We start from the raw sequence: 22,424 nt of genomic DNA, 5'->3' as shown, positions 1-22,424 counted from the left end.
CAGTATACCAAAAATAAAAATAAAATAAAGGAAAAAATAAAAGATAGGAAGGAAATTCATGAACTTAACCTTGCCCAATGATAATTTCAGTCAATCATTCCTTCTAGATATTCGCATAATTCGTTTCCAAGGTTCGGGATATCGTTCAAATCCTTCCCCCATAGATACTGATTACTTAAGGTGGCCTCTATCAATTGTCTAAGCGGGATTTCTCCCCTCTCATAACGAAGCCATTGTTCCCTAAAAAATTCAATTGTCTTTATATCGTCTTTGACGACATAGACTTTACCCGAAAAGCTTTTACCAATATAACTCCCCTTCATTTCGTTAACCTTATAAAATCGGATCAGGCCCGAAAAACCTCGGACGATACAGTCGGGCAGCCTGCCTTTCGCCCTATGATATTCCTCCAAGGTAGGCAGGAGACGAACCTTAAACTTCGAAATACTATTCAGCGAAATATCGGCCAGGAGGTGATGTACAAAAGGATTCTTAAATCGCTCAAGAACACTTTCCCCATATAGCATCATCTCATTTTGATCAAAAGGTAATGAAGGAATTATTTCCTTTTCGATGGCATTGCTCAGAAATTGGTTGAATTTCGGATGATCGATTGCCTGTTTTACTTCTTCCAATCCAGATAAAATGCCTAAAGGAGCCATCAAGGTATGTGAACCATTAAGAATCCGTACCTTCCTCATTTGAAAAGGTGTTAAATCTTTTACCCAACGCACATTTAAGCCGGATTTTCGTAAGGGAAGACGTTCATCAATAGAAGGATCACCTTCAATAGCCCATAAATGGTAGGGTTCTGCCGTATTTAGCAATGTATCCGAATATCCAAATGATGCAAATAGCTTTTCCGCCTCATTAGCTGGGAATCCTGTAACGATACGGTCTACAAGCGAGTTTAGGAATAGGTTGTCCCGGTCCACCCACTCCATGAATGGCTTTGGTAAATCCCAATCCCCGCTATGCTTAAGAACACATTGCTTCAATGAATCACCATTTCTCTCTAAAAGCTCACATGGAAGCATGGTCAGTCCTTTTTTCGAATCCCCGTTGAAATGCAGATAACGATGATACAAAAATGCAGTCAGTTTTCCTGGAAAAGATTCAATCGGCTTTCCTTCTACCAAAGGAGTCGGTTGGTATTTGAGCCCTGCTTCAGTCGTGTTGGAAACTACAAATTCCAATTCAGGATTTTCTGATAGTGCTAAAAATTCCATCCATTCTTCATATGGATCAATTACCTTCGAAAAAACGGAAATGATCTCTGTATGTTCCACTTTCTCCCCTTGGTGAAAACCACGTAACATCAGTGTATACAGTCCATCTTGCCGCTTTACTTCCTCTATTTTCCCTTTTCCGGCGGGGCGAGGCTGGGTAACTGCAATACTTCCCATGAAATGGCCTTGTTTATTACATTCATAAATCATCCAATCAAAGAAGCCCCGAAGAAAATTCCCTTCCCCAATCTGCAATACTTTTATGGGAAAATCCATCATATGTGAATATTGGACAGCTTTTATATCTTTACTCAGACCCTTCAGTTGGCTTTTATTAAAGTTCATGACCAAAGAACTCCTTTCTAACAGAAATATCCAATTTGGAGTATAATTTCAAGAGGTTACCCATACGACAGCATACCTAATGCTTATATTTCGACAATGGCCTTGATCACTTTAGCTTCAGGAGTTAACCATCCTTCAAACTGATTGATCATTTCATCCAAATGTGTGCGGTGTGTAATATACTGGCTCATGTCCAGCTTGTCATTCTTCAGCTTATTCACGACATAATCAAAGTCATCCCTTGTTGCATTACGGCTTCCCATTAATGTAAGCTCTTTACTGTGGAATTCAGGATCATTAAAGGAAATATCCGCTTTAACTAAACCTACATAAATCAATCTTCCGCCGTGAGCAGGATATTTAAATGAATCCATCATTGACTTAGCATTACCTGTCGCATCAAATACCACGCTTGGCATATCTCCATTCGTCAATTGGGCTAATTTCTCCATTGGATTCTTCAAAACGTTCAAAGTATAATCGGCATTTGCCCATTTGCCCGCAAACGCAAGGCGTTCATCATTTACATCCATAGCGATCACCTTCGCACCCTGTTCTTTAGCGAATGCCATGACTCCCAAGCCAATTGGACCAGCACCAATCACAAGTGCAAATTCCCCTTTATGAATAGCAGCGCGCCTAACTGCGTGAGCCCCTATACTCAAAGGCTCTATCATTGCGGATTGGTCAAGTGTGAGACCCTCTGTTCTCACCAAATGATTATAAGGAACCGTAATCCACTCACTCATGCCGCCTTCAGCATGTACACCCAACACTTTCATATCCGTACAGCAATTCGTTTTTCCATTTCTGCAAGCCAGGCATTTTCCACATTCCATATAGGGGATGATCGATACCTGATCCCCGACATTAAGCCCTGATTCATTCTCCGGTATGGACTCAATAAAACCGGATAGTTCATGGCCAAGTATTCGAGGATAGCTAAAAAAGGGTTGATTACCTCCATAGGCGTGAATATCCGTACCGCATATACCTATACGCCGCACACGAATTAAAGCTTCCCCTGAGTTTGGAAAGGGTTTTTCCGATTCGATCATCTTAAATTCAAAAGGTTGTTCACAAACGATACTTTTCAATGAATAACACTCCTTTTTTATAACTTAATAGAAATCGTGCAGCTATTAGAGAATGACACCTTCTTTAAAGATGCTTATCTCCCTATATCCGAATTTTTCATTATTCGTTTTCTTTTTACCGGATGAAAGCTCAAGAATGTAATGGAATAAATCGTCCTTTAATTCATCGATCTTTTGACCTTCAATCAACCGACCGGCATTATAATCGATCCAGTGCTTTTTACGATCAGCTAATTCCGAATTCGTAGCTATTTTTACAGTTGGCACCGGTCCCCCAAATGGTGTTCCTCTTCCCGTAGTAAATAGAACGATATGTGCGCCCGCTGCTGCCAAAGCCGTCACCGAAATCAGATCATTTCCAGGAGAATTGATTAAATTCAAACCTTGCTTCACTACTCGTTCTCCATATGGGCTTACATCCACTACAGTGGCATGGCCCCCTTTTTGCGTGCATCCAAGTGATTTTTCCTCCAGTGTACTTATGCCGCCTTCCTTATTTCCAGGTGAAGGGTTTTCATAAATTTCTTGATCATGGCGAATGAAATACTGTTTGAAATCATTAATAAGGCCCACTATTTTATTAAAGGTTTCTTCATCTTTTGCCCTGTTCATTAATATCGTTTCCGCTCCAAACATCTCAGGAACCTCTGTCAATATCGTGGTCCCGCCATTTTCTACAATAAGGTCGGAAACCGCACCAACCAGTGGATTAGCGGTAATGCCTGAAAAACCATCGGAACCCCCGCACTTCAAGCCTATTTTCAACTTTGAAACCGGTACGGGCATGCGCACAAACCCTTCGGCATATTCCACTAATTCTCCCATTAAACGTAAGCCGCTTTCCAATTCATCATGAACCTCCTGGGCTTTTAAAAATTTAATCCGATTTGGAGGAAATTCGCCAATGACTTCTTTAAATGCTTCGATTTGATTATTCTCACATCCTAATCCTACAACTAAAACCCCTGCTGCATTTGGATGTTGAACCAAGGCCGCTAATAGTTTCTGTGTATGGGTCAAATCGTCTCCCAATTGAGAACAACCGTAGGGGTGGGAAAAGTGATGAACCCCATCAAATTGTCGATCTTTAAACTGCTCATTTCCCATTTTAGCGAGAAGTTCACATGTTTTATTGATGCAACCAACCGTGTTGATGATCCAGATTTCATTCCGGATACCCACTTCCCCATTTTCACGGATATATCCTTGGAAGGTATGATTGTGACTTGGCTCTTTTGTATGTTGACTGCTAGGTTGATAGGAATAATTCAATATACCATGCAAACCGGATGTTAGATTATGGGTGTGAACCCAATCGCCAATGGAAATATCTTCTTTAGCTTTTCCGATCGAGTAGCCAAATTTGATTACGTCCCCCCCTTGTTTAACCGGTTTCACTGACATCTTATGCCCTTTAGGAATGTCATCACTTGCCTTTATATGGATCATTCCCCTGCCTTCTGTTTGAATCTGGAGCCTCTGTCCTTTATGAATCCCCTCCAAGGAAATAACAACATCATCATTTGAATGCAATTGAACAAATTTATTCATTTTGTCCCCTCCTTATCATGAGTGAAGACGTTCAAAATCAAACGTCAACCCATTCCGAAAGCCCTTTCATTTTTCGCTTGAAGTTTTTTAATTTTTAAATCTATTATAATTTTAACATCAATTTTTGTAATATAAATTGCATATTTTGTTATAAATATACTCATTCTTGTTGTATTATATATTCAGGAGATGATCGAAATGAAAAAAATCCATAATGCATTAAATCATGATTTACTTTTCCCATTTTCCTTTGTCTATCAAGATACGAAAAGTCCTCAGAATGAATTGTCCGATCATATGCATGACTATTATGAAATTGTTTATGTTTATAACGGTAAAGGGACCTTTTTTATCGGTGATGTGTTTTATGATATGCAGCAAGGGGATGTATTCCTGATCCCGAATAATACCATTCATAGGGCATTACCCAATAAGGACGATCCTGTTACCTCCACCATCATCTTTTTCAGTCCAACATTATTATATAAAGATATGGTTGATGATTCTTTTTCTTATTTACATTTGTTTGACCTGACAAAAAAGAGTAAGAATTACAAAATATCATTGCAGCAAAAGGTACAAGTAAAGATGGAGGAACAGCTACAACTCATCCTGCAAGAAACAACTAGCCAATCAATGGGCTCAAGGCATGCTTGTTTGCTGATCGTTCATCAAATCATACTTGATTTATACCGGACCCGGATAAATGGCAAAGAAGATTTACCCGAGGGCAATAGCTATAGTTCAGAATGGATCAAAGATATTTTAATCTATATTAATGAACACATCGATGAAGCATTGAATTTGACGATACTTGCACAAAAAGCTTTGGTCAGTCCCGCTCATTTCAGCAGAGTTTTTAAGGAAACGACTGGAATTGGGTTAATCGTGTATCTAAACACGAAAAGAATCATCAAGGCAAAGGAACTTTTACTGGAAACGAATCACACCATAGCCAATATAGCCGAAATGTGTGGTTTTGAAAGCATGCCCCAATTTTATCGTACCTTTAAGAAATACAATGAAAAGACACCAGCTACATTTCGTAAAGAAAATCGGATCTGCTAGGCATGCCTAATAAACATGAAAAATTTTAATTCATTAAAAAATGGAAGTGTCTTCTCATGATATTTCCTTTGGGAGACACTTCCATTCTAACAATCTATTACGCAGGCTTTACTATCGGTCGTACAAAACGGATGACTGCAAGCGATGCAACGATGGCCAAGCCACCTGCAAGCAAGAATGCAACTGTGTATGTGCCTGAGGTATCGACAATGTATCCTGTTAACGTCGGTCCGATGATTCCTGCTGTATTTGCCAAGAAATGCATAAAACCTCCAACAGATCCGACATTACCAGGGTCGACAACATCGTTGACGATTGCCCAGTAAATGGCACCCGTCAAATATAGGAAGAAAACGGAAAGTGCAACAAGTGTTACCGCACTGATCGTTGTGGATACAAGTCCGGCAAAACCGATACATAACGCCGATAAGAACAAACATGTTACAAGCACGAGCTTACGTGAGAATAAAACACCTTTTTGAGCGAATTTTTTAAAGAAGAAATCCGACACGAATCCACCCAAAGCAAGCCCGATGAATCCAAAAATCCAAGGAATCACTGTAATGATACTCATATTTTCTACACTTAGGCCGCGTGCATCCACCAAATAGCTTGGGAACCAAGTTAAGAAAAAGAAGAGAATATAGTTGTAAGAAAAAAAGGCTAGAGCTGTAAATAAAACCGTTTTTTGTTTTAAATAAAAGGTGAATTTCACCTTTTCTTCCGATGTTGCCGCTACATAAGATTTCCCCGTATGTTTCTGTTCTTTTGACTCTTCTGGTTTTTCTTTAATGAACTTCCACCAGCAAATCGCCCATATAAGACCAATCACCATAATGGCGATGAAAGAAACTCTCCATCCATATGAGATGGCAATGAATCCAACTATTGGACCTGCAATCGCGCCACCAAGCGGCGTCCCGCTATTCGTCAAACCAACGACAGATGCCCGCTGATTCGCTGGGAACCAGTTATTCACCATTTTATTGATGGTTGCGGAAAGAGGGCCTTCGCCCATCCCAAACAGGATTCGGATGACTATCATACTCACAAAACCGACAGCCAGTACAAGTGCACCGCTGAATAAAGACCAAACGATCATCGCCACGAAAAGCGTAAGCTTTGCACCCCATTTATCGGACGCCATTCCTCCAAGGAAGTTAAATATGGCATAACCAACTGAAAAGCTACTAAAGATAATTCCCATCTGTGTTGCAGTTAAGGATAAATCATCTTGGATGAACGGAGCTGCAATGGACAGTGCAGATCGGTCTAGATAATTTATTACCCCTGCCAAGAACAAGAAAACGATAACCATTCCTCTACCATTTGAAAACATAAAGTACCCCCCTATACGTTTCTATAAATGCAGCAGCATCTTTGGAAACGTTTCCATTTAATAACCAAGAGTAAAGCCTATATGACCTATAACTAAATCGGTTTAGAATTCCCGCAAAAAAGCGCTTTCTTTTTCACGGAAATTCTTACGTCCGGTTCTAGCAAGAATTCCTTGAAAGCAAAGTCGGTTTCAAGCGATGCACGCTTGTATCCTCTTTTCCTGATTTGTTGATTTGACTAAGCAGTAACTCTGCTGCCAAGTTGGCCATTTCAATGGCTGGCTGATTAACCGTTGTGATTGTCGGTGTATAGAAACTGGCATACGGTACATCATCGATTCCTATGACCGCTATGTCATCAGGTATATTGATTTCGTGCTGTTTCATATAACGCAATACTTCATTAAGTACGATATCATTTCCTGCCAATATGGCTTGAGGCGGCTTTTCCAATTCGAAAAATTCTGAAAGTGCAACAGGGATTTCATCTGCGTTCACTGTTTTAATATATTCAGAATTGAATGGTATCCCATGTGACGCCAATGAATCCTTGTACCCCTGGATCCGTTCGATTCTAGGACTGATATCGCGTATTATTGAGGTGGTCATGATTGCAATGTTTTCAAAACCCTTTTCAACAAATCGGTCGATCGCTAACTTGGAAGCAAGGTGATTATCGAGCATGACTGTTGCAATATCCAATTCTTCGATCGTCCTATCCATGAAAACAATCGGGAATTGATCACTCTTCATACGTTGATATAAATCAAGATTGTCACCTGTGGGGAAAATGATGATCCCATCCACTTGTTTAGCTCTCAGCATTTCAATATAATTCTTTTCCTTTTCAGGGTTGTCATCTGCATTGCATACGATAATATGGAACCCTTGTTCATAAAAGTAGTTTTCTATCGCTCTAATAACTTGCGTTGAAAACGTGTGAAGGATGTTGGCAACCACCACCCCAACGGTAAAAGTGGATTTTTGTTTTAAACTGCGCGCTATTATATTAGGCTGATAGTTTAATTCTTCTATAGTTTCTTCAATTTTTTTCCTGGTTTTTTCACTCATATACTCGTATCGCTTGTTCAGGTATTGGGAAACTGTGCTTTTTGATACTTTCGCGTGATTGGCGACATCAGTAATTGTAATGGTTTTCATTTCATTCATTCCTGTCGTGTGATTTCATTTCTCTGCCTAATTCCATAAAAGAAATTGGCTTAGTATATAAGGAATATTCTATTATAATAAGTAAAGCTTTACAATCACCTTCTGATGCAGTAAAAAAGTCAATTTCCCATACCGTGTAACAAAATTCAATCAACTAATGTACAATCGGTCACTTGGTTGCCTTTTTATTGGATCTGAATTCAGACGCCTGAATATGCCATGAAACCCCCATCGACTGGTACCGTAATTCCTGTAACAAAGCCCGAATAGGATTCATCAACGAGCCAAAGCAAGGTACCAAGTAAATCTTCAGGCTGCCCAAAACGCTTCATGGGTGTTGAAGTTATGATTTTATTTGACCTTGCCGTCAGGCTGCCATCTTCATTAAGCAGAAGATCCCGATTTTGCTTCGTCAAAAAGAATCCTGGAGCAATGGCATTCACCCGTAAACCTTCTTCGGCAAAATGAACAGCCATCCACATGGTAAAATTATTAATCGAAGCTTTGGCAGCACTATATGCTGGTACTTTAGTCATTGGAGCGTAAGCGCTCATGGAAGATACATTTACGATAACTGGTGCTTCCACTTGCAATAACTCTTTCCCAAAAACCTGACTGGCCAAAAATGTACCGGTGAAATTACTGGCAAAAACCTGGGAGAAACCATTTTCATCCAGATCAAAAAAGGATTTTCCTTCTGCTTCTTCCCCATATTTCTCTGGAGCTGTAATGGCATCAGGATGATTGCCTCCCGCTCCATTTATTAATAGATCCACTCTTCCGAACGTTTCTATTATTTTTCCTCTTGCATTCTCCAATGAGGTTCTATCCAAAACGTCTGCCGCAATGGATATCGCAGTGCCCCCTGTTTGTTCAATGAGTTCGACCACTTCTTGCCCTTTTTCGGCTGTTCTGTTCAATATAGCTACCTTGACACCATGACGGGCCAATTCCTCAGCCATTTTGGAACATAAAACACCGCTGCCTCCAGTGATCACTGCCACCCTGTTCGATAAGTTTTCATGGATGGGAATCATGATTCCCCACCTGATTTCCCAGCTTCATATGCATCCCATAATCCGAGCAAATACATGATTCCAAGTGCTCTGTCATATAAACCGTAACCTGGGTGGCAAACTTCACCCCATATATGGCGGCCATGATCCGGTCTGACATAACCAGTATAATTTTGCTTATTCAATTCTTCCACGATGCCCTGTATATTGATGGATCCATCCTGGGTATGATGGGATGTTTCCACAAAGTCACCATTTTCATAAATCTTCACATTCCGTATATGGGAGAAAGGCGAACGGTTTGCATACTTTTTAGCCACCTGGACCATATCATTTTCAGGGTTTGCCCCCATCGATCCTGTACACATGGTGAAAGCATTCGATGGTGAATCCGAAATCGAGATCAGTTTTTCATAGCTCGACTCTCCGGTGATGATTCTTGGCAAGCCAAAAATGGACCATGGCGGATCATCCGGGTGTATTGCCATTTTTATACCGCAAGCCTCGGCAACAGGTAATATTTCTTTTAAGAATATTTCTAGATTCGCCCATAGCTGCTCTTCGTCCACAGTTTTGTAAGCTTCGAATAATTCAGAGATTTGATCCATTTTTTCTGGTTCCCAACCTGGTAAAGTTAAATCTGAAGCTTCCGTTACCGTACGAATTAAATCTTGCGGATCTAGCGTATCCACTTTCGCCTTTTCATAAAACAGGGCAGTTGAGCCATCTTCCAAAGGATGGAACATTTCCGTTCGAGTCCAATCAAAGATCGGCATGAAGTTATAACAAATGACTTTCACTCCAGCTTCCGAAAGATTCCGGATCGTCTCTTTGTATTTCTCTATATATATCATGCGATCTTCGTTACCTAATTTAATCGATTCATGGACATTTACACTTTCTACGACATCCGTGTGAAAACCAAATGATTGGATATACTCGATTTCTTCTTTAATTTCTTCCTTTTCCCATACCTCACCAACAGGTTTTTGATGTAGTGCCCAGACAATCCCTTTCACTCCAGGAATCTGTTTAATGTGCTCCAATGTAACAGTATCATTGTCTTTCCCGTACCATCTAAATGTAATGTTCATCATGCACCTCCATCATTCCGCAATTTTCTGCATGTATTTTCTGCTTAACTCCACTGCTGCCTCATAGCCGCCATTCTGATTGGCTTTGTTCAAGTCACTGCCAATCCCGATTGCTACCGCGCCTGCATTAAGCCAGTCCTTCATGTTATCCAAATTAATTCCGCCGGTTGGCATGATCCTTACATTGGGCAGTGGACCATTAACCGACTTGATGAAAGAAGGTTCGAAATGGTTTGCCGGAAATAACTTTAAAACATCACAGCCTGCTTCCAATGCCGTAGCCATTTCTCTAATTGTCATGCATCCAGGCATATAGGGAATGCCGTATCGATTACAAAGTTCGGCTACATCATTGACAAAATAGGGGCTGACGATAAAATTGGCGCCAGCTAAAATCGCATGTCGTGCCGTTTCAGAATCAAGTACCGAACCTGCTCCTAAAAGTGCCTCCGTATTTTGCAGTTCTTTGAAAGCTTCTATAATTCCCGGTGTTGTATAAGTCAATTCGATTGCCCGGATACCACCTTCCACAGCTGCTTTAGAAAGCTGTGCTGCCTCCTTTGCATCCTGTCCCCGGATAACAGCCACAACTTTCATTTCCGTTATTTGATGTTTGATCGAATGTTTATCCATAATTCCTACCCCCTTAATTAAAAACGATGATCGCTTTTCGAACTTGTTCGGGATGATTTTCAACAAAATTAAATGCTTCCTGGATATCATCGAGCGAAAATGTATGGGTAACTAAACCTTCATGTCTGAGTTTGCCTTCATTCAAAAGTTTAACCACTTTTGGAAACTGGTCGGTTTGCAATCTAGATCCTTTCACAGATACTTCCTTTTTAGTGATTGGTAGCTGGGAAACCGCTGAAGGACGTTCATCAAAACCGAGTACCACAATCCGACCCGCCGTTGACACGACATCGAAGGACAATTCAAATGTCATCGGCAAGCATACTGCATCAATGACGACGTTGGCCCCTTCACCATTCGTCCATTTTTCTACTCGTTTATTAACATCTTCTTTTCCCGCATGGACGATGATATCGGCGCCGCTTTCTTTAGCGAATTCCAAACGCTCATCACTTAAATCCGTGATCATCACTGATGCTCCTTGAAGCTTTGCCATCTTTAATATGCAAATCCCAATAGGCCCAGCTCCCTGGATAAGAACGGTTTCCCCTTCCTCCACTTCGCCTCTCCAAACGGCCTGTGCGCCAATTGTGTATGGCTCAGCCAATACTATTTCTTCCCAAGCTAAAGCGGAATCCACAACATGTAATTGTTTCTCGGGAAGGACGAACCATTCCCTCATCCCACCATCTTCATGCACGCCAAAAACAGAGAGTTTTTCACAAACATTTTGGCGACCTTTACGGCAAGCGTAACACTCCCCGCAATAACTGATAGGCTCAACAACAACGTGGTCCCCCACTTTTATGCCCGCTACACCTTGACCTATCTCCACAACTTCTCCCGTCACTTCATGCCCAACGACCCGCGGCAGCGTTGCAAGAGGATTCGTGCCATGGTAAATATGCATATCCGATCCGCAAATTCCGACCCTTTTTACTTTTACAAGGACATCCGTCGAGTTCGAAATCAGGGGTTTTTCCACTTCTTGAATGATAAGTTCATGAGCTTTCCGTACTTGAACCGCTTTCATTTCCCCACCTACTTTGTAAGAAATTCATAAACACTTGATGCTATCGTAATCCCTTGTTTCAGGTTTTTTTCTTCATTGATTTGTTCAATCTCACCCGGTATATATACGCGATCGAACCCTGGAGCAGGTTCAACCTGTTGCAGCTCTTCGATCATTTGATCCATTTGCTCTAAAAATATCTCAGTATCCGTAAAGAACGAAGGATTAATTACACAAAAATAATGTCCCAGCTTCCGTTTCTTATCAAGATCGTCATACATTTTCCCAATGTGCGGGCCAAATGCCGCACCGGCCAATAATCCAGAAAACACATCTACAATTACGGATAGACCATAGCCTTTCGGGCCTCCGAAAGTGGAAAGGGAAACGACTTTATTCGGGTCTGTGACCGCAGCCCCATTTTCATCCACTCCCCATCCTTCAGGGATTTCCTTTCCTTCTTCGCGTGCCTGGAGGATTTTCCCCAGCGCAACATTGGATGTTGCCATATCAAGAATAAAGGGTTTCTTCGTTTTGGCAGGAACTCCGTAAGCGATTGGGTTAGTACCAAGAAATGATGTTTTTCCTCCGAACGGGACCACAATTTTATCGGTATGTGACATCGCGATGCCAATCAACTTTGCATCAGCAGCTTTTTGAACGAAATAGCTTAGTGCTCCGCAATGGCTGCTATTAAAAACAGTCACCATGCCCACGCCATTATCTCTAGCCATTTCGATTGCATGGTCCATGGCCACGTCACCTATCACATGCCCAAATCCATCATCTCCATCAACCACACCGGTAACGGGCCCAGTCTTTTGGAAGGAAATCTGTGCATCGGGATTTATGCCTCCTGCCAGTAAACGGTTCACATAATGCTCTGTTCGCAATACACCATGGGAATTGACATTTCTGAGATCGGCATGAACCAATACTTCCGCGATTTTTCCGGCATTTTCTTCATTTAAACCCACTTTGGTCAGCTGTTGTATGGCTAATCGTTTTGCTTCCTCGGCTTGAATCGTTACTGTTGCCATTTTCTCCCCTCATTTCTTTCAGTCATCTATCTTTCGATAACAGACACATTCTGTATGAAAGGCATTACTTCATCCAAATATGGTAATCCTTCATTGTCCCCTGCAACAGTGGTGACAAGAGCTCCTACACCATTTGCAAATGTCAATCTTTCATCAATGGATAAGCCATGAAGATATCCGTAAATATAACCGGCATCATAACCATCTCCCGCACCAACAGTATCTACAGGTATAACAGGGAAAGCTTCTTTTTCATGCCATTCATTTTTGGTATATAGTTTTGAACCATGTTTCCCGTCCTTGATGACAAGCTGATCAATCTCATTCACCTTTGCGAATTCCGCCAATGATTCTTTAGAGTCAGTTCCGATGATCAATCTTATTTCATCTAAACCTGTAAGCAAAATATCAACATATGGAAAAATATTACAATAAACTGATCTAGCTTCCTCGATGGACCATAGCTTTAAACGGATATTCGGATCAAAAGAAACAGGTATATTTTTTTGTTTTGCAATATCCATTACCCTCTTGGCAATTTCCACATTTTTGGGGTCTATAGCCAAAAAAACTCCAGTAAGGTGGACTATATCAATCTCTTCAAACATACTTTCAGTTATATCTTCCGGTTTTAAAGTTAAAATGGGAGATTGATAGCGGTAATAAAATGTCTTTCCGGAACCATCTTCCCGGATTTCTTTAAAGTTAAGGGATGTTGGATATCCATTTACATAGGCAACATCACTCATGTCCACGCCTTCCCCACGAGCAAAATTATATATAACTTTACCGAACTCATCCTTGCCTAAACGGCTTATCCATTTTGCCCGCATGCCAAGCCTTGAACAGCCAATCGCAAAATTCAGTTCAGCGCCTCCTACTTTTCGCTCAAAACGGGTAACGAATCTTAAAGGTCCTGTCTCTTCCGGATTTAGCGTAATCATGGCGTCGCCCAGCGTTAAAACACCATAGTTTGATGACAATACAGTACCTCCTTCTTACGAACAATCAAAAACATTTGATCATATCACTTTCAATAAGCTTCATTGCTAAATCGATTTAGTAAATTACTAAACCGGTTTGGTAAATCATAAGGAAATTGTAAATGAAAACCCTACCAAAAACAATAGAAAAGTTAGATAATTCGTAATTTTATTTTTATTTGGTATTTTTTCATATTATATTTCAGCTAAATTTATGATAAAAAGCCATATTAAGGTAAAGGGAAGGGATTATTTCTTCCCTCTTTTTTAATGATTAAGAGTTTCTGATTTTTCATCCAAGGGCTTTCAATCAAACTTTACTCTTTGCTATTAATTTGGAGAAAGTTGTATAATATATCAATTGTTAAATAAGTTTGAAAGGTTGTTTGGAATGAGTTTTTTGAAAATATACATCTTACTTACCGGAATAATGATCACGTGGGGGTTAAATGTCTCAGTTATTAAAATTTTAGTTGCGCATACGCAGCCCGTAACAATCACTTCATTGAGAATTTTTACAGCTTCTCTTATCGTCATTATTATCCTTTTCTTCTTTGGATTAATACGTCTTCCTAAAAAAAGTGAACTTTTTTACGTTTTTGGAGGAGCTCTCTTGAGTGTCGTTTTTCATCATTATTTTTTAGCTGAGGGATTGACGAAGACTTCCGCCTCGAATGCTGGACTGATTTTGGGCATGGGTCCAATATTGACTGTCATCTTGACCATGATTTTCTTTCGTAAAAAGCCCACTTTAATCCGGCTTCTTGGCTTTATATGCGGTGCCCTAGGTGTGAGTTTTACCGTTATGGCAGGAAGTGGAGGACTTCATTCTATTAATCTGGGAGATGTGGATATTTTACTTTCCATTCTTTCACAGGCATTGAGCTTCATACTCATTAATAAAGCCTCAAAAACAATGGATCCACGATTACTAACCGGCTACATGATGCTTATCGGGTCTTTTATTCTTTTTGCCATCAGCTTATGGAAGGAACCAGAGGGCTTATCTTCACTGGCAACGGCACCGCCATCCATCTGGGGAGCTTTCTTGTTCTCCGCTATTTTTGCCACTGCCCTCGGGCACATGAGCTATAATTATGCCATTGGTAAGGTAGGCGCAGCTGAATCATCCATATTTCTTAACTTAAACACCTTATTCTCTTTGTTAGGGGCAGCATTGTTCCTTAAAGAAGCCATTGTGCCTGCACATTTCATTGGACTTATCTTCATTGTTTCAGGAGTATTGCTTGGCTCGGGTGCAATTGAAATGTGGTTTCTCCAAAGGAAAAATAAACGTATATCTGCCTAGCGGCTACAGCAAAACCTGTTTTCGTGACTTTTTTTAAAAAAGGGACCCTATGACACTGCCATTCTAAAAAAATTGGCTTAACAATGTCATAGGGTCTTATTATATATTGTCCATCCTCTCCTTCATCTACAGATAATAATAAACCTAAAACAAACTTGCAGAATAATAATGGGAGATTCATATCCGTTACAATATACCCCGAAGTTTGCAACTTTTCTTTCTGAGAAACCTCCTTGAAGTCATTGTCTACTTTGTATATATAATAAAGTCCGAATGCAAACTTATAGCTCCCGCCAGTTTGATTCGGTTTAAAACGATGTCCTTTCCATTCAAAGCAAACGGTATGCCTAGTAAAGTTGTAAAGCACAGCATGCCAATAATTGTCCCTGCGCCAAATATAATGATATAGATAGATCCTTCGCCCATACCGGTTACGGTCGACATCGTTAGAATGACCATTGCGGCATCGCCCGCGAGACCATGGACGAACCCAATTTTTTGTTTTTCCTCCCGGAAAATCTGTCTTTAAGAATGACTTTACTTTCTAAATGGTTAAGGCAACATGTTTCGTATACAATTCCATTATCTTTTTATTCTTTTATTTTTTATCCACCCTATCCTACGAGAAAAAGATAGACTCTTTTAATTAAAACTAGATAAAGATATACATACATAATATTTTTCCGGGATATCAATTAAAAACATGCTTTAGCCAATATTTTCTTTTCTAATTTGACCTTGCGCTTTGTCAGAGTGGTATTCGTCTGTTTAATTTTTTGCCTCGTTAATAAGTATATTAACCCGTCCATTTCCTTCAAAAGATATATTCCATTTTTAAAGGTTTATATCTTTTTTTCTCTTTTGAAAAATTACAATCCATTATTTATATTGAGATCATTTCATTATGAACCTCTGTTGCAACAGGCTCCTCCCAAAGGTTTTAAAGTCTCATTAAATATATTTAATTATTACCGATATATAAAACATGCTAGATATATAAACCGGGAAGGAATAAACAAAGATGAATAGACTCAGTACGAAAATAGGTTTGGTTCTTATAACAGGCATGTTCGTTACATTAATTGGAAGTTTACTTTTAATGTATAAAAGTACAAATGATACGGTTGAGAAAACAATCGCTATGAGCAGCTTAGACATAGCAAGCAACATCTCTCAAGGAATAAATCCAACATCTTATGCTGATTTTTTAAGTAATCAATCCGAAACCTCTACATATTGGGAGATACGCGAACAGTTAGACGATTATAGACAAAAAACTGGAGCATTATATGTATATACATTGGGGATTAACGAAAGTAGCGAAAAAGTCCATATTCTTATAGATGGAATGGGTAAGGGAGATAAAAAAGCATATCCCATTTTAGCCCCCATAACCGTAACTTCATATCAGGATGTAGAAAGCGTCATGAAGGGAAAGGTTTCTACCACTTCCATCGTTCATGATCCTGAATATAGTGACTATTTATCCGTTTTTGTTCCCATAAAGAAAGGGGACGAAGTCATTGGAATACTAGGGGTGGATATTGATGCCAGCAAAGTCGATGCTACGACCGGCAAGGTTCTGGGTGGCATTCTTCCCCTGACCATAATAATCAACGTAATCTTAATAGCGATCGTAGTGGGTGCCTTAATATGGTTCTTGACTAGAAAGTTAAGCCCCCTTCTCAACGTCAGCTTGGCTGCAAAGGAAATCTCAAATGGAAATTTATTAACAGCCAATAAACTGATTAGCAATATAAAAGTAAATGGACCCGATGAAATCAAGGTTTTAGTGAAATCCTTTGAAGAAATGATTACCAATACGATTATGATCGTCAACTCCATGAAAAGCTCATCATTCCAGCTTTTGGAGTCATCAAGTGATATCGAACACAAAATCAAAGATATGGATACTTCTACACAATATATCGTTAAAGGCATTCAGCAAGTTGCAGGAGCTGCGGAAGTACAATTACACAGAAGTGAAGAATCATCGAGGGTCATCGAGGAAATGACCATAGGGATACAAAGAATTGCCGAAGCGTCTTCAGAAGTCAGCGAACAGACTAATCATGTTTCAAGTAGAATGTCCATTGGAAATAAAGATATAAATGAACTCTCAAATCAAATTCTGCAAGTAAAAGATGTGATGCTAGAAACCAGTTCAGAAATAAAGAAATTGGACGAACAAGCAAATGAGATTGTGAATATTGTACATTTAATTACAGGAATTGCCGAGCAAACAAACCTGCTATCACTAAATGCGGCAATTGAAGCTGCTAGAGCCGGTGAACAGGGTAAAGGTTTTGCGGTGGTATCGAACGAGGTACGGAAATTGGCAGTAGGTACGAAGGAATCTGCAATCAATATACAAGAGTCCCTACTTCATTTTAAATCCATCATAAATGAGTCAGTGAAAATGATGGAAACTGGAACTAAAGAGGTAGAGGAAGGGACAAAATTTGTCCTGAATACAAGAGAAACTTTTAAACAGACTATAAAATCTTTTGAGCATGTTAGTGATCAGATTCAAGAAATTTCAGCCATTACAGAGCAAATGGCAGCAAGTTCTCAGGAAATCAATGCTTCGATAGAAGATTTTGCAGGGTTAACAAGGGAAACTGCAGTGGCTTCAAAGCAAGTTGCACATTCAACCGATCAACAAGCGAAATCCATGGAGGACATATCCTTCTCAACCTCCTCGATGGTAAAGCTCGCTAATGACCTGGAAACATCTGTTGAACAGTTTAACGTGTAAAAACCTTGAACACTATTCTATTACTATATTAAAAAAGGGATTTTGCTATTAATGCAAAATCCCTTTTTTATTTACTTAGTTGGTTTTAGTTTCAAATCACCTTCATAAGGTATATGTTCAACTGTTATCGTTATTTCTTTTCCATCTTTATCTTTACCGATTCGTTTATAAGTGAATTTATTTTCATTAAGCTCTGTAAGTTCAAGAACTGCGCCATACTTATTTTCCCCCTGTGAAACATGGGCTCTTATCTTATTTCCATGAACAACATCGTAATAACCGTAATCACCACGGCTTTCACCGGTTTTAGCATCAAAAAATTCATACTTATTTGTTTTAGCATCATATTTTGCCAGTCCTAAATAATTCGAGTTATAGCTTGATACATCATTTCCTTTTTCATCCAATGCCACTGTTCCTTGCCATGGGGTGCTTGATAAAATTTTATCTCCATCAACGTCTGTAACTATATCTCCTGTGTAAGTTTCCAAATTTTTGTCTGGATCAGTAAAGGAAAGTTCTGTTTCAGTATAAGGAATATGATCAACAAACACCTCTACGTCGTTACCATTTGCATCTTTACCCATTCTTTTATAAGTAAACATATCCTTATTCAATTCTGTTATTTCAACAACTGCTTGGTAACCCATTGATTCTGAAATTAACACTCGAATCTTCCCATTTGTGATAAAGAAAGTTCCTTTATCACCACGACTTTTTTTTGTATTTTTATCAAAAAATTCATATCTCGATGCTTCAGCATCATATTTTGCTAGACCAATAAAGTTTGCATTCTCCTTTGTTAAGTCATTATTATTCTTATCATAAACTTTAGTTCCTTGCCAATTCGTGCTACTAAGAATTTTAGTCAATTCCTGTCCTGCGGTTAACTTATTTTCTTGTTTACTCTCTTTGGCATTTTGTTCCTGCTTCTGAGCACTTTGATTGTCTTGTGCGTTTGTGTTACATCCTGTTATGGCCAATGTCAACCCAAGTAGTATAGATGTTGAAATTTTTGCTTTTTTGTTCATTTTTTCGTCTCCTTATCACATCGTGGTTGTAATTAATTAGTAGTGCAATTGACATTAAAAATTGAAAATATCAGCGTTCTGGTTATTTTGCTGCTGATGTTAGTAAAATTTTTTCAATCTCTTTAAATCCCTTCTCGCGGGCATGTTGTAAAGGGGTCACATCATTATTATCAGGAATGTTGACATCTGCCCCATGATCTATTAACAACTGCACTGTTTGCTGCTGTTTTCCATCTCCATTATTCAAAATGATTGCTTCTAGCAAAGCTGTCCAACCGAGATCATTTACATGATTCACATCAATATCAGTTTTAGTAAGGAGTTCTTTAATAACTTCAACATATCCATGTTCCGAAGCAGGGATTAATGCCGTTCCTCCATAACGGTTGGTTATAGACGGGTCGGCACCTGCTTCTATCGCAAGTTTAAGTATATCTACATAACCTTCAGCACCGGCATACAAGAAGGGGCTATTTTTCATGTCATCCTGAATGTTGACGTCTGCACCCGCTTCAATAAGGATTTTTGCCGTCTCTACATCATTGTTATAAGTCGCAATCATAGTGGCGGTTCGCCCTTCCGAGTCCTGTGTATTAATATCGGCACCTTTCTCAATCAAACTTCTTATTCTTTCCGTTTCTTTTCGTTCTGCAGCTTGAATCAGTTGTTCATTCATTCCCTTTCCTGTCTCCTTTTCTTGTTTATTTAGCTCTCTTTCGTTATCTAAAACACACCCTTGAAGGATGAAAAGGCATCCGATGACAATCATTAGCCGTCTCCACATGAAACACACCATCCTTTCCCTGGTTGTACATCAAATCATCTGCACCAAAATGATTTTCCGTCATTTTAATGTACTAAATGACTTGTTCTAAAAATCTTTTTGAGGTTGCATGAGGATTTTATTTTTAGTTGCTTACTTAATCCGTCTTCATTATATTAGTGCTTATTCTTAAACTCCCTCTAAACAATTTCTTAAAAAATGATTAACTTATTAATAAACTTTCTTAATGTTTATAAAAAATCCCGTCACCTTCGTGACGGGTCCTAAAACATACTATTTAAACATTAAAGCGATACCCTGCTCCCCAAACGGTTTCCAAAAATTTAGGATGAGCTGGATTCCTTTCAATTTTTTCACGTAGTTTCCTGATATGGACGGTGACAGTCGAAACATCTGCAGCCGATTCCAATCCCCAAATATTTTCATAAAGCTGCTCTTTGCTTAATACTTGATTCGGATGCATGACAAAAAACACTAAAGTATCGAATTCCTTTGTTGTAAACGGGACCACCTCTCCGTTTATGTGAACTCTGCGTGCTGACTTATCTATTGAAATTCCATGGACATAGATTGAATTAGATTTGGGGTGACTTCCTGATAAACGTTCATAACGCGCTATATGCGCTTTCACTCTTGCAACTAGTTCACTTGGACTAAAGGGCTTTGTAATATAATCATCTGCCCCTAGACCAAGCCCCCGAATTTTATCGATATCTTCCTTTTTGGCGGATACAAGCAAAATCGGGATATTCTTGACAGCACGGATTTGTTTGCATATCTCAAACCCATTCACCCCTGGAAGCATGATGTCCAAAATGATTAAATGATAATTTCCTTGAAGCGCCTGTTGGAGACCTGCATCACCAGTATGTTGAATATCGACACTAAAATCGTTAATTTCCAAATAGTCCCTTTGCAATTCAGCAATACTGACTTCGTCTTCAATAAGTAATATCTTTTTCACATTTCCTCACCTTTCTTTATGGAAAAGAAGACACTTGTACCTTTTCCTATCTCGCTAGTAGCCCAAATATCTCCACCATGTTCGCCGATAATTTTTTTTGCAATCGCAAGTCCTAAACCACTTCCACCTGTCCGAGAATTTCTAGATTCCTCAGCACGATAAAAGCGGTTAAATATATAAGGCAAAGCAGAAGATTCTATTCCATAGCCATTATCTGTTACTTGTACAACAACATCATATAGTCCTTCATGCAGAGAAATGGAAATGTGTTTTTCATCTTTATTCATATACTTTACACAATTGCTGATCAGGTTGGCCAATACGCGTTTCAGTTTCTCTCTATCCGCTGTCACGTATATCGGTTTATTCACCTGATGACGTTCAATCTGGATCCCTAGTTGAAGTAAATCCAGTTGAAGTTCATCTACGTAGTCATTTAAATACTTATCTAATCTGACCGTTTCAAAAGTGAATGGTTCTTTTTTCAAATCCAACTTGGAAAATAAAAATAATTCATCTATCAATGAATCCATATCTCTTGCTTTTAGGTATACAGTCGATAAATACTTGTCCATTTTCTGTGGGGTGTTTGCTACTCCGTCTTTAATCCCCTCAACATATCCCATAATCGAAGTGATCGGTGTCTTCAAATCATGGGAAATATTGGAAAGAAGCTCTTTGCGATTTTCCTCATACTGAAGCTGAATGTTCACGGACTCTTTTAACTTTTTTCTCATTTCCTCAAACGCTCTATTTAATTGTCCGATTTCATCATTCGAAGTCGCTTTGATTTCAAAGTTTAAATCTCCTGATTTTATCCGCTCTGCGCCTTCTTTAAGTATTGAGATAGGTTTGATGATGCTTCTTGAAACTAAGTAATTTAAAAGTCCAATAATCATTACAAACAGTAATAACAATAAAGCGAATAAAATGGGAAATAACTCTCGAGTCAGCTCGGCATAGGAGCTTGCCTTTCTCAATACAAAAATACTTCCTTCACTTTTATCCGAAAAATAAAAATCAAACTTCACATATGTGAAAAAAGAGTCTTTCATTTTGATTGTGTCTCGCGTATTGATGTTCGTTTCTTCGAACTTGGGAAGTGATTGAACCAAGCCTAGCTTATCAAGTGTTGGGGACATATACTCAATGTTATTACCTTTTCTAACGACAATCTTAATATCTCTATGTTCAATCTTCTTCAGCTGTTCTTCGTTTAGAAGCTGCTCAGGGTTATTTTTTGCCAAAAGCTTTAAATCGAGAAACACACTTTCTTCTACTGCAGTCAAAGGTTTTTGGAGATAAGATTTTTTATATAAATGCTCTATCGATTTTACATCACCTGTTATTGCAAAAATAAGTAGAAATCCAGCTGCTAAAAATAAAGTGATGGAAATCAGTATTACGCCAACGTAGGACAACAGAAACCTCATTTTAATTGACAAATATTTTCACCCCGTATCGATCTCTCGTTTCCTCTTTTATAGAAAAGTTCACCGTTTATCTGCAGTTGTTGCATGAAAAATGTTTCCCACGATAATTTTTTCTTAGAACTAAAAAAACATATCACACAAATCTTAAAATTTTCTAAAATACATAGAAATAATCTTATTCTATTGTTGGTCTACAGTTTTTTTATTTTAAAAAGTTCCAGTTGATTTCAGAAATCCGCCCCTTTCCGCCAACTGTCAGCCAAGCGTCTGTGAGGTCTCGGCTAGCCAGGTATTCGGCAGGAGTGTCGCAAATTTCTACAACCTAGTGAGGGTTTCATAAAACAATAAGAACCATAAAGAGCGACTTTATCTACAGTTTTTTTATTTAAAAACGTTCCAGTTTGATTTCAGAGATCCGCTCCCTTTCCGCCGACTGTCTGCCAAGCTCCTCGACGCATGCGTCTGGAGGGTCTCGGCTAGCTAGTTTTTTGTTAAAATATTTTTTAAACCTACCTTTATAATAATGATATTATTTATAAATTATCCAAGAATTATATAAAGCTGCACTTC

Annotated in this window: 19 protein-coding genes; 3 read left to right on the top strand and 16 right to left on the bottom strand. The window is 39.0% G+C overall.

Annotation, left to right across the window (positions count from 1 at the left end; translation table 11 throughout):
- Positions 1–86: 86 nt before the first annotated feature.
- The 3 genes from Q8G36_RS23820 to Q8G36_RS23810 all read right to left on the bottom strand — a co-directional run bounded on the left by Q8G36_RS23820 (position 87) and on the right by Q8G36_RS23810 (position 4,222).
- Positions 87–1,574, bottom strand: a complete 1,488-nt coding sequence (locus tag Q8G36_RS23820; protein WP_305162279.1) for a tagaturonate reductase — start codon at positions 1,572–1,574, stop codon at positions 87–89.
- 83 nt (positions 1,575–1,657) lie between these two features.
- Complete coding sequence (locus Q8G36_RS23815; RefSeq protein ID WP_305162278.1) at positions 1,658–2,671, bottom strand: zinc-binding alcohol dehydrogenase family protein; 1,014 nt, start codon at positions 2,669–2,671, stop codon at positions 1,658–1,660.
- Between the two features lie 45 nt (positions 2,672–2,716).
- Entirely contained in the window at positions 2,717–4,222 is a 1,506-nt protein-coding gene (locus Q8G36_RS23810) for a UxaA family hydrolase (RefSeq protein ID WP_305162277.1), read from the bottom strand.
- A 198-nt stretch (positions 4,223–4,420) separates the two neighbouring features.
- On the opposite strand from Q8G36_RS23810, the gene Q8G36_RS23805 reads away from it, so the two are divergent.
- Positions 4,421–5,290 (top strand): AraC family transcriptional regulator, encoded by an 870-nt coding sequence (locus Q8G36_RS23805; RefSeq protein WP_305162276.1) that lies wholly within the window; start codon positions 4,421–4,423, stop codon positions 5,288–5,290.
- A gap of 97 nt (positions 5,291–5,387) precedes the next feature.
- Here the strand turns inward: Q8G36_RS23805 and Q8G36_RS23800 are convergent, their stop codons facing one another.
- The 8 genes from Q8G36_RS23800 to Q8G36_RS23765 all read right to left on the bottom strand — a co-directional run bounded on the left by Q8G36_RS23800 (position 5,388) and on the right by Q8G36_RS23765 (position 13,575).
- Entirely contained in the window at positions 5,388–6,629 is a 1,242-nt protein-coding gene (locus tag Q8G36_RS23800; RefSeq protein WP_305162275.1) for an MFS transporter, read from the bottom strand.
- Positions 6,630–6,786: 157 nt separating this feature from the next.
- Entirely contained in the window at positions 6,787–7,788 is a 1,002-nt protein-coding gene (locus Q8G36_RS23795; protein ID WP_305162274.1) for a LacI family DNA-binding transcriptional regulator, read from the bottom strand.
- A gap of 209 nt (positions 7,789–7,997) precedes the next feature.
- The gene (locus Q8G36_RS23790; RefSeq protein ID WP_305162273.1) at positions 7,998–8,834 is read right to left on the bottom strand and encodes an SDR family oxidoreductase; all 837 of its coding nucleotides are present in this window, start codon (positions 8,832–8,834) and stop codon (positions 7,998–8,000) included.
- Entirely contained in the window at positions 8,831–9,907 is a 1,077-nt protein-coding gene (uxuA, locus tag Q8G36_RS23785) for a mannonate dehydratase (protein WP_305162272.1), read from the bottom strand. The genes Q8G36_RS23790 and uxuA overlap by 4 nt, the downstream gene beginning before the upstream one ends.
- Before the next feature lie 12 nt (positions 9,908–9,919).
- Positions 9,920–10,540, bottom strand: a complete 621-nt coding sequence (locus tag Q8G36_RS23780) for a bifunctional 2-keto-4-hydroxyglutarate aldolase/2-keto-3-deoxy-6-phosphogluconate aldolase (RefSeq protein WP_305162271.1) — start codon at positions 10,538–10,540, stop codon at positions 9,920–9,922.
- Between the two features lie 13 nt (positions 10,541–10,553).
- Positions 10,554–11,573 carry a zinc-binding alcohol dehydrogenase family protein gene (locus Q8G36_RS23775; RefSeq protein ID WP_305162270.1) on the bottom strand — a complete coding sequence of 340 codons (1,020 nt, stop codon included), beginning with the start codon at positions 11,571–11,573 and terminating at the stop codon, positions 10,554–10,556.
- Between the two features lie 8 nt (positions 11,574–11,581).
- On the bottom strand, positions 11,582–12,592 hold the full coding sequence (gene allD / locus Q8G36_RS23770; protein ID WP_305162269.1) for an ureidoglycolate dehydrogenase: 1,011 nt from the start codon (positions 12,590–12,592) through the stop codon (positions 11,582–11,584).
- Positions 12,593–12,618: 26 nt separating this feature from the next.
- Positions 12,619–13,575 (bottom strand): sugar kinase, encoded by a 957-nt coding sequence (locus Q8G36_RS23765; protein WP_305162268.1) that lies wholly within the window; start codon positions 13,573–13,575, stop codon positions 12,619–12,621.
- Positions 13,576–13,966: 391 nt separating this feature from the next.
- Between Q8G36_RS23765 and Q8G36_RS23760 the strand changes: the two genes are divergently transcribed.
- Positions 13,967–14,884 carry a DMT family transporter gene (locus Q8G36_RS23760; RefSeq protein WP_305162267.1) on the top strand — a complete coding sequence of 306 codons (918 nt, stop codon included), beginning with the start codon at positions 13,967–13,969 and terminating at the stop codon, positions 14,882–14,884.
- Between the two features lie 246 nt (positions 14,885–15,130).
- On the opposite strand, the gene Q8G36_RS23755 is transcribed toward Q8G36_RS23760, so the two are convergent.
- Positions 15,131–15,343, bottom strand: a complete 213-nt coding sequence (locus tag Q8G36_RS23755; RefSeq protein WP_305162266.1) for a hypothetical protein — start codon at positions 15,341–15,343, stop codon at positions 15,131–15,133.
- 562 nt (positions 15,344–15,905) lie between these two features.
- On the opposite strand from Q8G36_RS23755, the gene Q8G36_RS23750 reads away from it, so the two are divergent.
- On the top strand, positions 15,906–17,642 hold the full coding sequence (locus Q8G36_RS23750; protein WP_305162265.1) for a methyl-accepting chemotaxis protein: 1,737 nt from the start codon (positions 15,906–15,908) through the stop codon (positions 17,640–17,642).
- A 71-nt stretch (positions 17,643–17,713) separates the two neighbouring features.
- On the opposite strand, the gene Q8G36_RS23745 is transcribed toward Q8G36_RS23750, so the two are convergent.
- The 4 genes from Q8G36_RS23745 to Q8G36_RS23730 form a co-directional block, all read right to left on the bottom strand.
- On the bottom strand, positions 17,714–18,673 hold the full coding sequence (locus Q8G36_RS23745; protein WP_305162264.1) for a DUF4822 domain-containing protein: 960 nt from the start codon (positions 18,671–18,673) through the stop codon (positions 17,714–17,716).
- An 82-nt stretch (positions 18,674–18,755) separates the two neighbouring features.
- Positions 18,756–19,457 (bottom strand): ankyrin repeat domain-containing protein, encoded by a 702-nt coding sequence (locus Q8G36_RS23740; protein ID WP_305162263.1) that lies wholly within the window; start codon positions 19,455–19,457, stop codon positions 18,756–18,758.
- A gap of 277 nt (positions 19,458–19,734) precedes the next feature.
- Complete coding sequence (locus Q8G36_RS23735; protein ID WP_305162262.1) at positions 19,735–20,421, bottom strand: response regulator transcription factor; 687 nt, start codon at positions 20,419–20,421, stop codon at positions 19,735–19,737.
- Positions 20,418–21,866, bottom strand: a complete 1,449-nt coding sequence (locus Q8G36_RS23730; RefSeq protein ID WP_305162261.1) for a sensor histidine kinase — start codon at positions 21,864–21,866, stop codon at positions 20,418–20,420. The genes Q8G36_RS23735 and Q8G36_RS23730 overlap by 4 nt, the downstream gene beginning before the upstream one ends.
- Positions 21,867–22,424 lie beyond the last annotated feature (558 nt).

Origin of the sequence: Peribacillus frigoritolerans (assembly GCF_030676415.1) — a bacterium.
Lineage (GTDB): Bacteria > Bacillota > Bacilli > Bacillales > DSM-1321 > Peribacillus > Peribacillus frigoritolerans_A.
This window is presented reverse-complemented; position numbering and strand designations above follow the sequence as displayed.